Origin of the sequence: Cellulophaga sp. RHA19 (genome assembly GCF_002813425.1) — a bacterium.
Lineage (GTDB): Bacteria > Bacteroidota > Bacteroidia > Flavobacteriales > Flavobacteriaceae > Cellulophaga.
Window position 1 is genome coordinate 2,976,764 of record NZ_PHUL01000001.1, and the last position, 15,016, is coordinate 2,991,779.

General features: G+C 29.8%; 9 protein-coding genes. 6 read left to right on the top strand and 3 right to left on the bottom strand.

Translation table 11 applies throughout. The features are described 5' to 3' along the window. Positions 1–2 precede the first annotated feature (2 nt). Complete coding sequence (locus tag AX016_RS13180; protein WP_100896047.1) at positions 3–1,313, bottom strand: DEAD/DEAH box helicase; 1,311 nt, start codon at positions 1,311–1,313, stop codon at positions 3–5. Between the two features lie 14 nt (positions 1,314–1,327). Continuing rightward, a complete protein-coding gene (locus AX016_RS13185; protein ID WP_100896048.1) occupies positions 1,328–2,665 on the bottom strand; it encodes a DEAD/DEAH box helicase in 1,338 nt (445 codons plus the stop codon). A 101-nt stretch (positions 2,666–2,766) separates the two neighbouring features. Between AX016_RS13185 and rlmF the strand changes: the two genes are divergently transcribed. Together rlmF and AX016_RS13195 are read left to right on the top strand one after the other, a co-directional pair. Then, positions 2,767–3,630 (top strand): 23S rRNA (adenine(1618)-N(6))-methyltransferase RlmF, encoded by an 864-nt coding sequence (rlmF, locus tag AX016_RS13190; RefSeq protein WP_100896049.1) that lies wholly within the window; start codon positions 2,767–2,769, stop codon positions 3,628–3,630. 65 nt (positions 3,631–3,695) lie between these two features. Further along, entirely contained in the window at positions 3,696–5,870 is a 2,175-nt protein-coding gene (locus tag AX016_RS13195) for an endonuclease MutS2 (RefSeq protein ID WP_100896050.1), read from the top strand. A gap of 1,031 nt (positions 5,871–6,901) precedes the next feature. Here AX016_RS13195 and AX016_RS13200 read toward each other — a convergent pair. Next, positions 6,902–8,860: a thiol-activated cytolysin family protein gene (locus AX016_RS13200; RefSeq protein ID WP_100896051.1), complete on the bottom strand. Its 1,959-nt coding sequence runs from the start codon at positions 8,858–8,860 to the stop codon at positions 6,902–6,904. 358 nt (positions 8,861–9,218) lie between these two features. On the opposite strand from AX016_RS13200, the gene AX016_RS13205 reads away from it, so the two are divergent. The 4 genes from AX016_RS13205 to AX016_RS13220 all read left to right on the top strand — a co-directional run bounded on the left by AX016_RS13205 (position 9,219) and on the right by AX016_RS13220 (position 15,013). Beyond that, positions 9,219–11,096: a tetratricopeptide repeat protein gene (locus tag AX016_RS13205; RefSeq protein ID WP_100896052.1), complete on the top strand. Its 1,878-nt coding sequence runs from the start codon at positions 9,219–9,221 to the stop codon at positions 11,094–11,096. Between the two features lie 38 nt (positions 11,097–11,134). Next, positions 11,135–11,542 (top strand): thiol-disulfide oxidoreductase DCC family protein, encoded by a 408-nt coding sequence (locus tag AX016_RS13210; protein ID WP_100896053.1) that lies wholly within the window; start codon positions 11,135–11,137, stop codon positions 11,540–11,542. Between the two features lie 69 nt (positions 11,543–11,611). Then, positions 11,612–12,877, top strand: coding sequence for a mechanosensitive ion channel family protein (locus AX016_RS13215; RefSeq protein ID WP_100896054.1), 1,266 nt, complete (start codon positions 11,612–11,614; stop codon positions 12,875–12,877). Between the two features lie 108 nt (positions 12,878–12,985). After that, positions 12,986–15,013: a DUF4139 domain-containing protein gene (locus AX016_RS13220; RefSeq protein ID WP_100896055.1), complete on the top strand. Its 2,028-nt coding sequence runs from the start codon at positions 12,986–12,988 to the stop codon at positions 15,011–15,013. Positions 15,014–15,016 lie beyond the last annotated feature (3 nt).

Sequence of the window (15,016 nt, forward strand, 5' to 3'; positions counted from 1 at the left end):
CATTAAATAATGCTAATTCTAACTTTCTTCTTCTTTAACCTTGTATTATTTAGTTTTTCTACAAGTTTAGGGGCAATAACTGCAGGTACAGATACAAAAGTACAGTCTTGTTTAAGTTCTATAACTCCTAATTCATCCTTATTAATATTACCTTGTTTAAAAAATAAACCAGCAATATCACCTTTAGATATTTTATCTTTTCTACCCCCAGAAATAAATAAAGTTGTCCAATACGGTGGTTTTCTTGTGCCTGTTTTACTAATTTTTGCAACTGGTGCATTTTTAATAAAATCTGGTAAATCTTCTTCTTCCCACTTTAAAACATAAGCAGTTCCTTTAGCATTTACACGCGCGGTTCTACCGTTTCTGTGTATAAATTCTTCATTTTTATAAGGCAGCTCATAATGTATAATATATTTCATCTCTGGAATATCTATACCACGTGCAGCCAAATCTGTAGCTACAATAACATCATAAGTTCCGTTTCTAAATTTTAGTAAAGAACGTTCTCTGTCTTTCTGTTCCATATCACCATGGAAACAGCCATGCGTAATATTATTTTTTTCTAAAAACCGACTAACTCCCTTTATACTTTCTCTTAAATTACAAAATATGATACCCGGGTTATTCCCTTCATTATTAAGTAAATTTAGTAACGTTCTTAACTTATCTCTATTAGGAGAAACTACAGTTTTAACTGCTAGTTTATTTTTATTTTCCTTTAAAAAATTAATAGTTACAGCTTTATCTAAACGTACAAATTTTGGAATAGTAACACCCTGTGTAGCAGATGTTAAAATACGTCTATTTAAAGCAGGTAGTAAACTAATAATATATTTCATTTCTTCTTCAAAACCTGTTTCTAAAGACTTATCAAACTCATCTAAAACAAGTGTCTTTATATATTTTATAGAAAAACGTTCATTATCAAAATGGTCTGCAATTCTTCCTGGTGTACCAATTAATATTGCAGGTATGTGCTTAAGCTCTATTTTATCTTTAGACATTGCTCTACCACCATACACTGCATTAACTTTATAACCAGAGCCCATAGAACGTATAACCTGCTCTATTTGTATGGCTAATTCTCTAGATGGCACTAAAATTAAAGCCTGTATTTCCTCTAAATCTGGATCTAACCTATCTATTAATGGCAACAAAAAGGCAAGTGTTTTACCTGTTCCTGTTGGCGATAATAATACTGTGTTAGTTGTATTTTCTATTACAGAAAGAGCCTCTTGCTGCATAGGGTTTAATTGATGAATATTTAATTTTTGTAAAATATCCTTTCTATTTTTAATTGTATTTGCCATACTATTTTATGCTATTAAAGCGTAAAGTTGTTATCTTCTAATGAGCTAGAACCAAGTTTTTTAGTTTGCCCTAAATGATGTGCTAAAATTTTATCTACCAATTCTTCTTTTGTTAAATGATGAAAAACGGTATGTACCTTTTCTTTAAATTCAGCAGATATAGTGTGATTAGGTTTTGTTTTAAAAATCTTTTTAGCCCAAAGTAATGTATTGTTTTCTTCAATACTACTAGCATCTGCTTTTTTAAACTTTTTAAAACTTAATCCTAATTCGTTTTCAAAATCTGTAATGTCTTTTTCTTCTTCTTTCTGCAAAATAGTTAAAGAAAATCCTTCTGCTCCTGCCCTTGCTGTACGCCCACTTCTATGCACGTAAGTTTCATAAACATCTGGCAAATGATAATTTACAACATAAGATATTTCTTTTACATCTAACCCACGAGCAGCCAAATCTGTAGCCACTAATATTTTTATGTGCCCTTCTCTAAACTGACCCATAATACGGTCTCTAATTGGTTGTGTTAAACTACCATGTAATGCGCCAGAAGAGAACTTATTTATAGCCAAGTTTTTTGAAAGTTTGTTAACTGCGGCTTTGGTTTTACAAAATATAATTCCTCTTTGCCCATCTCTAGAGTTTAAAAAGTGCATTAAAACCTCTAATTTTTCAATAGGTTCTACAACAACATATTGGTGATCTATACTAGTATTACCAACGGTTTCCATATTTACACTAACCTGTGTAACGTGTTTAGATAAATAGTTTTGTACCATTTGCTTAATAGCGCCAGGCATTGTTGCTGTAAATAATATAGTTCTTTTATCTTTAGGTAAGGCTGCTACAATAGTATCTAAACCATCTTTTAAGGAAGTTACCATTTCATCTGCCTCATCTAAAACAAGGTATTTAGAATTTTTTAGACTGATAGCGTTACGTTTTAACAAATCTATTAACCTACCAGGAGTAGCAATAACTATATGAGTATTTTCTTTTAAACGTTCTATTTGCGGCTTTATAGGTGTACCACCACATATTGATGCTATTGAAACAGCAGGCATATGTGAAGCAAAAGAAACTAAATTGCTGTAAATTTGCTGACCTAATTCTCTTGTAGGTACAACTATTACAGCCTGTATGTTGGCATTATCTGTATCTATTAATTGTATAAGTGGCAAACCAAAAGCTGCGGTTTTACCAGTACCTGTTTTTGCTAAACCAACAAAATCTTTGTTAGCCTCTAGTAAAACCGGAATAGATTTTACTTGTATTTCTGTAGGAGTCGTAATTTCTAATTCGGCTAAACTTTTAAGAAGAGGAGTAGAAACTCCTAGTTTAGAAAACTTTTTTGACATAATATAATTTTGGGCAAAGATAGTCACTCTTTTCACTAGAATCCACAAAAAAATAGGTGATCTCTTTAGATATCATCTTACATTTGTAAAAAACAGTTGCTGTGCATCCAAAAAATCTACATAATACGCCTTATCAATTTAAAAAATTAATAGAAGTACATATTCCTTTAGCTCCTTTTGTACACACTAATGAGTTTGGTAACAGCACTATAGATTTTTTTAATCCTAATGCCGTTTTAGAATTAAATAAAGCGCTATTAAAGCTACACTATAATGTTACTAATTGGAGTATACCTACAAACTACCTTTGTGCACCAATTCCCGGACGTGCAGATTACATACACCATATAGCAGACATACTTAACAAAGTAAATATAAATACACCTGTTAAGGGTTTAGATATTGGTGTGGGTGCCAATTGCATTTATCCAATACTGGGCAGCCAAATATACAATTGGAAAATGGTAGGTTCAGATATTAATGAAGTAGCTGTAGCATCTGCAAAACAAAATGTAACTGCAAATACTAATTTAGTTGATGCTATTGAAATTAGACATCAAAAAGATAATGCTAACATTTTTGCAGGGATAATTAAATCCAATGAAAAGTTTGACTTTACAATGTGTAATCCGCCTTTTCATTCATCAGAAAAAGAAGCAAAAAAAGGCACACAACGCAAACTTAAAAATTTAGGAAAACAAGCTAGTGAGCTAAAGCTTAACTTTGGTGGTATGGCTAATGAGCTTTGGTGTAATGGTGGCGAAGCTCTATTTTTAAAACGATTAATAAAAGAAAGTGTTTTATTTAAAGACCAGGTTACTGTTTTTACCAGCTTAGTATCTAAAAGCAATAACTTAACTAAATTACAAAAACAACTTACTAAACTAAAAGCTAGTTATTTTATAGTGCCTATGGAACAAGGCAATAAAAAAAGTAGAATTTTGGCTTGGAAATTTAATGACTAAATTCAAAATTACAAACTTCTAGTTTCATCACTTATCTTTACCTTTGCAAGGTTTAAAATTATACAATGCATAAAATTCACCCTAAAACATTACAAGACCTAGAATTTAACACCGTATTAGAGCACATTAACTTGCGCTGTAGTACAGAATTAGGGAAAGAATTAGCACTACACGTTACTCCTTTTAGTAGTAAAGAAGAAATTTTAGAAAATCTAGGAAAAACTAGTGAATACGTAGCATCTTACGATAATGAAAACCGTATACCAAATCACGGTTTTGATGCCATTACTAAAGAATTACATTTATTAAAAATAGAAAACGCAACCTTAGAAATAGGAGGTTTTAAAAAAATTAGCAGTATTTGCAATACTATTGTTGTACATATTAAGTTTTTTAAAAAGTTTAAAGAATATTACCCATTATTAAGTAACTATTCTGAAACACTAAATGTGCTACCAGAAATACCAAACGCTATAGATGCTGTTATAGATAAGTTTGGCGAGGTTAAAGATAAAGCATCAAGCAAATTATACGATTTACGTAGAGAAATTAATTCTGTAAAAGGTAAAATTAACTCTAGTTTTTTATCTGCTTTAAACTCTTATAATTCTGCAGATTATTTAGACGAAATTAGAGAATCTGTAGTAGACAACAGGCGTGTTTTAGCTGTAAAAGCAATGTACAGAAAAAAGGTGAAAGGTGCCGTTATGGGGGCTTCTAAAACTGGTAGCATTGTTTATATAGAACCTGAAGCTACGTTACGCCATAGTAGAGAGTTAAACAATTTAGAATATGATGAAAAAGAAGAAGTAAATCGTATTTTAAAAGAATTAACAGCAGCAATTAGACCTTTTGATTATATTTTAGCTAGTTACCAAGAGTATTTAGCAGAAACAGACGTTACTGCTGCAAAAGCAAAGTATGCACAAGATACAAACTCTCTCTTGCCAAAAATTAGTGAAGAAAGAACTATGTTTTTACGTGATGCTTATCACCCACTCTTGTACTTAACTAATACAAGGAAAAATGAAAAAACCTGGCCACAAACTATAGAACTAAAACAGGACAACAGAATTATTGTAATTTCTGGTCCTAATGCTGGTGGTAAAAGTATTACCTTAAAAACAATTGGTTTGCTACAGGTGATGTTACAAAGTGGTATGCTAATTCCTGTTCATGAACGTAGTACGGTTTGTTTGTTTGAAAAAATATTAACAGACATAGGAGATAATCAATCTATAGAAAACCACTTAAGTACCTATAGTTATCGCCTTAAAAATATGAATAGCTTTTTAAAGAAGTGTAATGATAAAACACTTTTTTTAATTGATGAATTTGGTACTGGTAGTGATCCTGAACTTGGTGGCGCATTGGCAGAAACTTTTTTAGAAGTTTTTTATGAGCGCGGTGCTTATGGTGTAATTACTACGCATTACGCCAATTTAAAAATGCTAGCTAATGAATTACCGCACGCTACAAATGCCAATATGTTGTTTGATGCTAAAAGTTTAGAACCAACTTTTAAACTTGTATTAGGGCAAGCTGGTAGTTCTTTTACTTTTGAAGTTGCTCAAAAAAATGGTATTCCGTATAGCTTAATTAACAAAGCCAAAAAGAAAATAGAACGTGGTAAAGTCCGTTTTGATGCTACCATTGCTAAAATGCAAAAAGAACGTAGTAAAATGGAAAAAACAGGTTCTAGGCTACAAGAAGAAGAAACTAAAGCAAGGCAAGAATCTAGACGTTTAGAAGAGCTTAACACAAAAATAAAATCTAAGCTAGAAAACTACCAAGAATTGTACGACCATAACCAACGTATGATTTATTTAGGTAACAAGGTAAATGATGCTGCTGAAAAATATTTTCAGGATAACAAAAAACGTGTGTTAGTCTCAGAACTAATACGTGTTGTAGAAACTGAAAATAGCAAACGTAAAAAGAAATCTGCAAAAGAAGTTAAAGCACAAAAAGCCAAAAAGAAACAAGTAGAGCAAGAAGTTGCTAAAAAGGTAGAGGTAATACGTGAAAAGAAAAAAGTAGAAAAGAAAAAAGCTATTGTTAAAGAAAAACTTAAACCTAAGTATATTTTTAAAATTGGTGATAGAGTCCGTATGCTAGATGGAAAAGCTGTTGGTAGTATAGATTCTTTAGAAAAAAACAAAGCTATTGTTAACTACGGATTATTTACTACAAATGTAAATGTAGATCAGTTAGAACTGGTACAGGCCAAAAAAAAATAAACAGCCAGCATTAAGCATTATGAAGTTTACAAAGACTACTTAAGAGGCCGACTGTTCCCCATTTTTAAAAAACTAATTTAAATTGTGATTGTAAGCCTTAAAACTTACATTAAAGTAAATTTGTTTTATTTATAAATTGTATACCACTAATAAATATTAGTAGCGTTTATATGCTAAATAAAAATAAACAGCCAGCATTAAGTTTAATGAAGTTACAAACCACTTAAGAGGCCGACTGTTCCCCAATTTTTAAACTAAATAATTTTTGTATTCAATTATTTAATTTTTAATATTTTCTTACACTGCAAAAGTAAGCCTAAACCAAATGTTTTTAAAGAAAACACCATGGACAAAGCATGGACAAGTGTTAATTTTTTCTTATAAAACACAAAAAAAATACAATTACAACTAGACTTCTACGAGTAACACACTATATACGTGCATTTATTAAAAATAGTTGTCAAAAAAATATATTTAGATTCAATTAACTGAAAAACAGAATTTTAAAAATTAATTATATTCATTTTTCTACAGTTTTAATTATAAAAAACGAAAAATAATCGGTTTATTTTACTAACTATCAAATTAACATATTAATTTATTCTTTTATGAAGTTAATATATAGCCTATGTAAGTAAAAAGGGAAGGTTTAGATAGCTTATAAAGACATACAGCTGTTATTATGCTGTAAAAGACTAAGTATATTCTGCCTGTTTCGTATACTAATTCTTTAATTTAGGGTATAAACAACAAGTATACTTTTAATAAATTAAAAAGTAAAACACCATTAACCAACAATCAAATAAAAAACAATACTAATGGACTTAGCATAGATTGGTTAAAAAACTATTATTTTAAACTTGAGTAAAAAAAAAACTGGGCAATAATTAAATTGCCCAGTTAAACTAACTCAATTCTGTATAATTATTAACAGTTATTAAGACCATTACATAATTAAATGTAATCATAAGTAGGAAGCAAAATTTGAGAATAATTTAGAGCTAGTTATTTAGATGTATTTTATTGAATACTTAAAGACTAAAAATTGGAGAATAATCACCCGTATTATTACCAGAAACAGTGTATTTTGTACCAGTTATATCAAAAAACACAGTTCTTAATTTATCTCCTAAATAAAAGTTAAAAGATGCACCTACAGTCTCTAAGGGTATATTTTTAAATAAAACGTTTTTAGAATCTTTAATAGCATATACGTTTAATGGTAATACCGTTCCTTCTTCAGTATTTCCCGCTAAAAAGTAGACAATTCTTTTACCTAATTTGTCAAACGCTATTGTTATACTCTGGTCAGAATCTTCTTCTTTTAAGTCATAAAATTCATTTAACAAAGCTCCTATACCTTCTGTACCAAAACCTTCACTACTACCTGCTCTTCCTAATTTCTCTATAGAAAGGTCTTCTAAAGAGGTGAAATTTTCCCATGAATTTGAACTAACATATTTAAACTGTAACCCGTTTTTTGATATTGCTAGAAACTGTTTTTCTTTATCTACACTGCTGTATTCTCCATTTTTTCTAAGATTTACAATAGCTCCTATACCATCAAACTCTCCACTGTCTTTATCACCAGTAAAGAATGGGTATTCACCACCAAACAAATCAGTTACAGAAAAAGGACCTTCTAAAGCACCGTTAAAACTACGCATATATTTATCTCCAGAAGTATTTACAAGTATAAACTCTCCTTTATTGCGCTCAAAAGCTGCACCAACGCCTCCCATTTTATTTAAAATATTACCTCTCCAATGCTTTGTTTGTATTGGTTCTCCATTATCAAAAAGAGGTTCGCAATTAGTTTCGTTATACTTTGTAGCAAGCTGCACACCAACTATTTGATTTGTATTTACACTACGTACCACATAACTTATAGGTAATCCTGAACCTATGTTAGCACTCTTGGACAGTAAGCTAACTAGAGAGCTTAAATTTGTTTCGCCTATAGTAGATATAGTAGATTCTGTATCACCACCAAAAGCAATAACTTTTACATTAACATTTTTTAGCTCTTTTAAATGGTTAACCTCTAACTCTGCCTTAACTTTAGTACTAAACACACCAAAACTAGCATTAGCAGCTACGTTTAGCTCTTGGTAAGATGAGCTTGTTTCTATCAACATATAATAAACTCTACCATAGGTAACATCACTAATATATGTTGCAGGATTATCTTCTTGTATATATTTAGCTAAATCTTCTGGTGTTACCGTGTCTGCAAATAAATCATCCTTACTAGTTGGCAAATTCATAGACATAGTGTAAAACGTTTGTTTCAACTTTACCAAGATTCTATTTTTATTGTCTCCGTTTTTAAAGTCAAAACTAGCACCTGCTTTTACAAAGGCAGATTTTATATCTAACCCCATACTAATAGCTAAAGCCTCTCTACTTTGCACTTGTTCATACTCAAAAGTAAAATTTGCTGGCGTTACATCTGGTGATGCTGCTATTATCTGGTTCATAGCATCTTGTATACTACTTTTAGACACCACATCTACAGTTACATTACTAGATATGTTACCATTTACCAAATCATAAGACACTGTTCCTCCAGCTCTATCAACTGCTATTACGTCTGGAGTTGTATTTTTAAGTGTTTTTCCCTGTAACAAGCTACCTGGATAAATTATTTTAGCATTTGGACTAAATAATGGAAAACCATCTTCTCCACCAGATTCCCTTTTTAAATCATAAGTAGTTGTTGTGCAACTCCAGTTTTCTATAGTTGAGTTACCCTGATCGTCTGTTGTAGTAATTGCTTGCTCACTTTGTGTAGAAGAAACCTCTATCTGTTGTTGTATTGGATCTTCTAAATCTTCACCAACAGCAAGAACAGCATTAAAACTACTCTTTTCGGATTCGTTATCTTTTTGCGAAGAATCATCTTCCTTACTACAAGACAACAATGATGTAAATAGTATTAAAAACATTAGTAGGTTTGTTTTAATACTATATGAATGCATTTGCTTCATAATATATTATTTTAAGATTTGAGAGGACAAAAATAATTTTTTACAAGCTCTTAAACATCAAATATACAATGGACAAAGTATGGACACGTATATTAAAAACTATACAAAACAAAGGACGTACAATATGATTTTATAAGAGCCAAAACAAACTCGTATCCTATAAAAATCAATAGGTTAAGTCAAAAATAAAAGTTTAAAAACCTCTTAATAAAAATCAAAAAATATATGGACAAATGAAGAATAATAGATTTTTATATATTTAAATTTTTAAAAAAATTAATATCTTAGATGCAAAGAAAGAAGGTAAAGTCCCCAATTATTTTATTCTTTATATAATTAACTTTATCAGAATTAACTTATGAAAACCATATTAATTACCTTTTTGGTAATAAGTGTTACAACTTTTTCTTTTAGTCAAAATAATCAAAAAATAGATAGCTTAAAAAATGTTTTACAAACTGAAGTATCAATAACTCAAAAATTAAAAATACTAGACAGTTTACATTCAAATCTTAAGTATAGTAATCCAAAGTTATCTTTAAAATACTCCTTAGAGGCATATAATTCTGCTAAATTAATATCAGATAAACCCAAAATAGTTTCTAGCGCATACAATAGTGCACTGGTATATAAAGTAATTCACAAATTAGATTCTTCTGTCTATTATCATAAAATTGCTATGTCACTAGCAAAGGAACTTAATGATGATGTAAGCTATGCTAAAGGCCTTAATGAGTTAGCTGATATTGAAAGGCAAAACTCTAATTTAGATAGGTCTTTAAAAATGTTTAACAAGGCCAAAGATATTTTTAAAAAGAATAATAAAACAACACTTTACAGCAATTGTATTGGTAATATAGCTAGTGTTTACCTAAGTAAAGGTCAGTATAGATTATCTCAAAAAATGTATATGGAGTCTTTAGGTATTTTAGACTCTATAGGAGAAAATAGCGTATCTAAAGCAGATATTACTGCCAAAATTGGTGAAATACAAAATCGTATTGGTAATTATAATGAAGCCATCACATATTACAATAAAGCTCTTGAAGTATATAAGTTAAAAGATGATAGTAATTGGATGTGTAATATGTACCTGCAAATAGGAACTGCTTTTGTTAATTTAAAAAGGTTTGATAAAGCTATTATAAATTTTACAAAGAGTTTAAAAATAGCAGAAGATCAAGGATTAGTATCTAATCAAGGTTTACTATATACCAACATTGGATCTGTATACAGAGAGTCTAAACAATTTGAAGAATCTAAAGTATACTTAGAAGAAAGCTTAAGGTTTCATGAAAGAGAAGGCTTTTTATATAACTATATAGATGTTTTAAAAGAACTAGGAAAGTTATATATAGATTTAGGTGAACCAAAACAAGCCATTATATACCTAAACAAAGCTATAGAAAAATCTAAACCTATTAAAAGGCTAGACTATTTAATGGAGAATTACAAGTTACGCGCATTGGCTAATGAACAGCTTGGTAAAAGCAACTTAGCTCTGAGTGATTTAAAAAAGCATCAAAAATTTAAGGATAGTATTTATAACTTAAAAAAAATACAACAGATTGAAGAATTAAAAACTATATACGAAACTGAAAAAAAACAAACTCTACTAGCTCTTAACGAAGAAGAAATTAAAAACTTACAACAAAAAGATAAACTAAATACCTTAACTATAAGTCTTTACGCTGCTGGTATGGTAGCTGTAATTTCTATTTCAATTATGCTGTTTTTTATATTTAAACACAGAATGAAGAAAAATATAAATAAACAGAAAAAACAAGATGAACTATATAGAAAAGAAATAGAGCACAAACAAAAAGAATTAGCTAGTTTAACAGTGCACTTAGTACAAAAGAACACGTTTACACAAGAACTTATAGATAATTTAAAGGAACTTAAAAATAACCCAGATAAATTTAAATTAGAGTTTAGACGTATATTAATGCTATTAAAAAAACAAACTGCAGACGACAAAGATTGGGAATTATTTAAGTCTTACTTTGCAGATGTTCATAATGATTTTGATAATAAACTAAAAAAAATATACGCGGACATATCTGATAAAGAAATTAGACTTGCTGCTTTTTTAAGGATGAATTTATCTACTAAAGAAATCGCCGCTATTTTTAACGTACTACCAGACAGTATTTTAAAGTCTAAATATAGATTAAAAAAGAAGCTAAGTCTTAAACGAGAAGTAGATCTAAGTGATTTCTTAAATTCATTATAAAACACTTTTATTTGTTTAAGGTATTTTATCTTTGCCTTGTGGTAGTAGATAAAAAAATTATTCTTTTTGATGGCGTTTGCAACTTATGCAACAACGCTATACAGTTTATTATTAAACATGATAAAAAAGACCTGTTTAGGTTTGCAACATTGCAAGGAGAAACTGGCAAAAAACTTATTACAGAACGCAATATAAACACATCTAAAATAGACTCTATTATTTTAATAGAACCTAACATTGCTTATTACATAAAATCTACTGCTGCACTAAAAATTGGTCGTAATTTTGGAGGTGTTTGGATATTTTTATGGGTTTTAGAACAAATTCCTGTTGGTTTTAGAGATTGGGTATATAGTTATATTGCTAAAAACAGGTATAACTGGTTTGGAAAAAAAGATAATTGTATGATTCCTACTCCGGAATTAAAAGCTAAATTTTTAGATTAATTAGCATCTAATTAATATTATTAATCAATTACTTAACTTAATTTCACCTAAATATATTAATCTTTTTTTATGTACAGTTTAAATCAAATTTCATATTCACTGCACGACTATTTAGTTGACTTTGGTTTAGATGATATTTACGCTAAATACCTAAACACACTAATACTTTTAGTTCTTTTAGTTATTGTTCTCTATATTTTTGATTTTGTTTTAAGAAAGATTTTTATTTCTGTCTTTGCAAAATTTACAAGCATATCTAAAACCAATTTTGATGACTTTTTGGTTAAAAATAAGGTACCAAGAAATGTTGCTCATATAGTACCTATTATTATTGCTTACAACGCTGTTCCATTGGTTTTTAACGGTTTCATAAAAGCACAAGGTGTAATTTTAAAAGGGTTAGAAGTTTTTGGTATTGTATTAACTCTATGGGTAGTTAGGAGTTTGCTTAACACTTTAAAAGATTTCTTTAAAACATTACCAAATCTAAAAGACAAACCTATAGATAGTTACATACAAGTATTTATGATATTTTTATGGTCTATTGGTATTTTGTTAGCTATATCTATACTTACAGACATAGAACTTTGGAAATTTTTAACTGGTTTAGGTACCGCCTCTGCTGTAATATTATTAATTTTTAAAGACACCATACTTGGTTTTGTTGCCAGTATACAAGTATCTATAAATGATATGGTGCGTATTGGCGATTGGATTTCTTTTAATAATTACGGTGCAGATGGTGATGTTATAGAAATTAACCTTGCTACAGTTAAAGTACAAAACTTTGATAATACAATTACAACTATACCAACATACGCCTTAATTTCTGATTCTTTTAAAAACTGGAGAGGAATGACAAATTCTCCTGGACGTAGAATTAAACGTGCTTTAATAATTAAGCAAGAGAGTATTAAATTTTTAGCTCCAAAAGATATTCAAAAATTAAAAAAAATAAGTCTCATAACAGAGTATATTGTTGGCAGACAAGAAACAATTACAGAGTACAACCAAAGTAACAACATAGATAAATCTATCTTAATAAACGGAAGAAACCTTACTAACATTGGTCTTTTTAGAAAGTATGCAGATACCTATTTAAAAAATCATTCTGCCATAAATAAAGATATGATGGTTATGGTTAGGCAGTTAGCCCCTACTGCACAAGGTATACCTTTAGAGGTTTATGCTTTTAGTAGTGATAAAAGATGGGAAAACTACGAGTATATAATGTCTGATATTTTTGATCATTTACTTGCTGCTATTCCATTTTTTGAATTAGAATTGTTTGAGCTTCCTAGCAGCACAAACTTTAAAAGTACTTCTAAACCGTAAACTAGCTCAAAAGTTAACTTTACTCACTCTAAAGACCACTTTACAAACTATTAGTTTTTTTCAAGTATTGCTATTCTTAGGTTTACGCAACCTTAAAAACTAATATCTATGAAAAAGCTACTTTATCTATTGTTACTAATTCCCATAGCAATAACTGCGAACGACAAAAAAACTCCTTCTACCATAAAAGAGGTTACAGTTTACTTAAATGGAGCACAAATTACACGCACAAGTAATTTTACGCTTAAAGAAGGTACAACCGAGTTAAAGTTTACTGGTTTATCTTCTAAAATTGATGAAAATAGCATTCAAATATCAGGGTTACAATCTGTTTCTATTTTAGCAATGGATTACGGTATTAACTATTTAGATAAGTTTATGGTAACTCCTGAAGCTACAGAATTACAAAATGAAGCCAAATTACTATCTAAAAAAATTCAACTATTAAAAAATAGAATATCTGGTTTACAAGAAGAAGAATTATTAATTACCAAAAACAGACAAGTAAGCGCAACTACAGAAAATTTAGACCTAGAGAAGCTTAAACAAATAAGTACTTATTACAGAAAACGCATTACTGAAATTAGAGATGAGATATTTACTATAAATAATGAAATAGAAAAAATAAGCACAACAATTAGAGATCTAAATTTACAAGTAAAAGAGCTTACAACTGGGCCTGCTATAGCGCAAGGAGAATTAATTGTTAAGTTTGATGCCCCTTTAGACATTAACATAAACTTAATTTTGTCTTATGTTGTTTCAGATGCTGGTTGGGTGCCAACTTATGATATAAAATCTAAAAATACAGCCAGTAATCTTCAACTTAAATACAAAGCTAATGTGTACCAAAACACAGGTAATGAGTGGAAGAATGTAAAAATTAATTTATCAACCGGAAACCCTATAAAACAAACAACTAAACCGGTTATAGACACTAAATATCTAAACTTTACAAACGGGTACAATTACCAATCTAAAGCTATAAAAAAGAGTAAATATTATTACAATCCTTCAGTAAAAAAAGTAACAGGGGTGGTTACAGACGCATCCGGACAACCTTTACCTGGCTGTACTGTTTTAATAAAAGGCACTAACATAGGTACACAAACAGATTTTGATGGAAACTACACCATAGCAACCCATACTGGGCGAGAATTACAGTTTTCTTACATAGGAATGCAAACAACAGAACTACCAATTTATGCATCTATAATAAACACAAAATTAGATGAAGATAATGAAGCCTTAGATGAAGTTGTAGTTACAGGTTACTCTAGTTCTTTACAAGGTAAGGTAGCGGGCGTAAAAGTTAGAGGAACATCTACCCTAACTACAAATAAACCAGAATTGCCTTTGTATATTGTAGACGGCGTGCCAATGGAAAATTTTATAGAAGGTGATATTGATGCCAACGATATACAATCTTTAGAAAAATTAAATGGAGTTTCTGCAACTGCTGTTTACGGTTCTAGAGCTACTAATGGTGTGATTGTAATTACTACTAAAAAGAGTACTACAGAAGACGATGTTACCAATACAACTTTTGCAATTAAAAAACCGTATTCTATTAAGTCTGATGGAGATATAATAGCCATAGAAATTAATACCTTTAATTTAGATGCTACATACGAGTACCTTTCTATACCCGTATTAAATGAAAATGTTTTTTTAACTGCATCGTTTAAAAACTGGGAACAATACAATTTATTACCTGGTGAGGCTAACATATACTTTAAAGGTGGTTTTGCTGGTAAAACGGTAATAGATCCATACAAAACAACAAAAGAAATGGTAGTTTCTTTAGGTGTAGATGCAGGTATTACAGTTACAAGAAAGCAAGATCGAAACTTTAAAGGTAAATCTTTATTTGGTAATAATCGTGTGTTAAACAGAGCGTATGATTTAGAAATTAAGAATAATAAAAGCACAGCGATTACCGTAAAGTTAATAGACAGGATTCCGTTATCTGAAAATAAAGAGATCAAAGTAAGTGAAATAGAAACATACAATGCAAATTATAATGACGCTAAAGGTTTGCTAACGTGGAAAATAGATTTAAATAGTAAAGAAACACAAAAAGAACGTTTTTCTTACCAAGTTAAATATCCTAAAAACAAACATATCTCTTTATAATTT

What these genes read in the sequence shown, in the direction of transcription:
- AX016_RS13180 (WP_100896047.1), bottom strand. Translation starts at nt 1,313, where the DNA reads ATGGCAAATACAATTAAAAATAGAAAGGATATTTTACAAAAATTAAAT.
- AX016_RS13185 (WP_100896048.1), bottom strand. Translation starts at nt 2,665, where the DNA reads ATGTCAAAAAAGTTTTCTAAACTAGGAGTTTCTACTCCTCTTCTTAAA.
- AX016_RS13195 (WP_100896050.1), top strand. Translation starts at nt 3,696, where the DNA reads ATGCATAAAATTCACCCTAAAACATTACAAGACCTAGAATTTAACACC.
- AX016_RS13200 (WP_100896051.1), bottom strand. Translation starts at nt 8,860, where the DNA reads ATGAAGCAAATGCATTCATATAGTATTAAAACAAACCTACTAATGTTT.
- AX016_RS13205 (WP_100896052.1), top strand. Translation starts at nt 9,219, where the DNA reads ATGAAAACCATATTAATTACCTTTTTGGTAATAAGTGTTACAACTTTT.
- AX016_RS13215 (WP_100896054.1), top strand. Translation starts at nt 11,612, where the DNA reads ATGTACAGTTTAAATCAAATTTCATATTCACTGCACGACTATTTAGTT.
- AX016_RS13220 (WP_100896055.1), top strand. Translation starts at nt 12,986, where the DNA reads ATGAAAAAGCTACTTTATCTATTGTTACTAATTCCCATAGCAATAACT.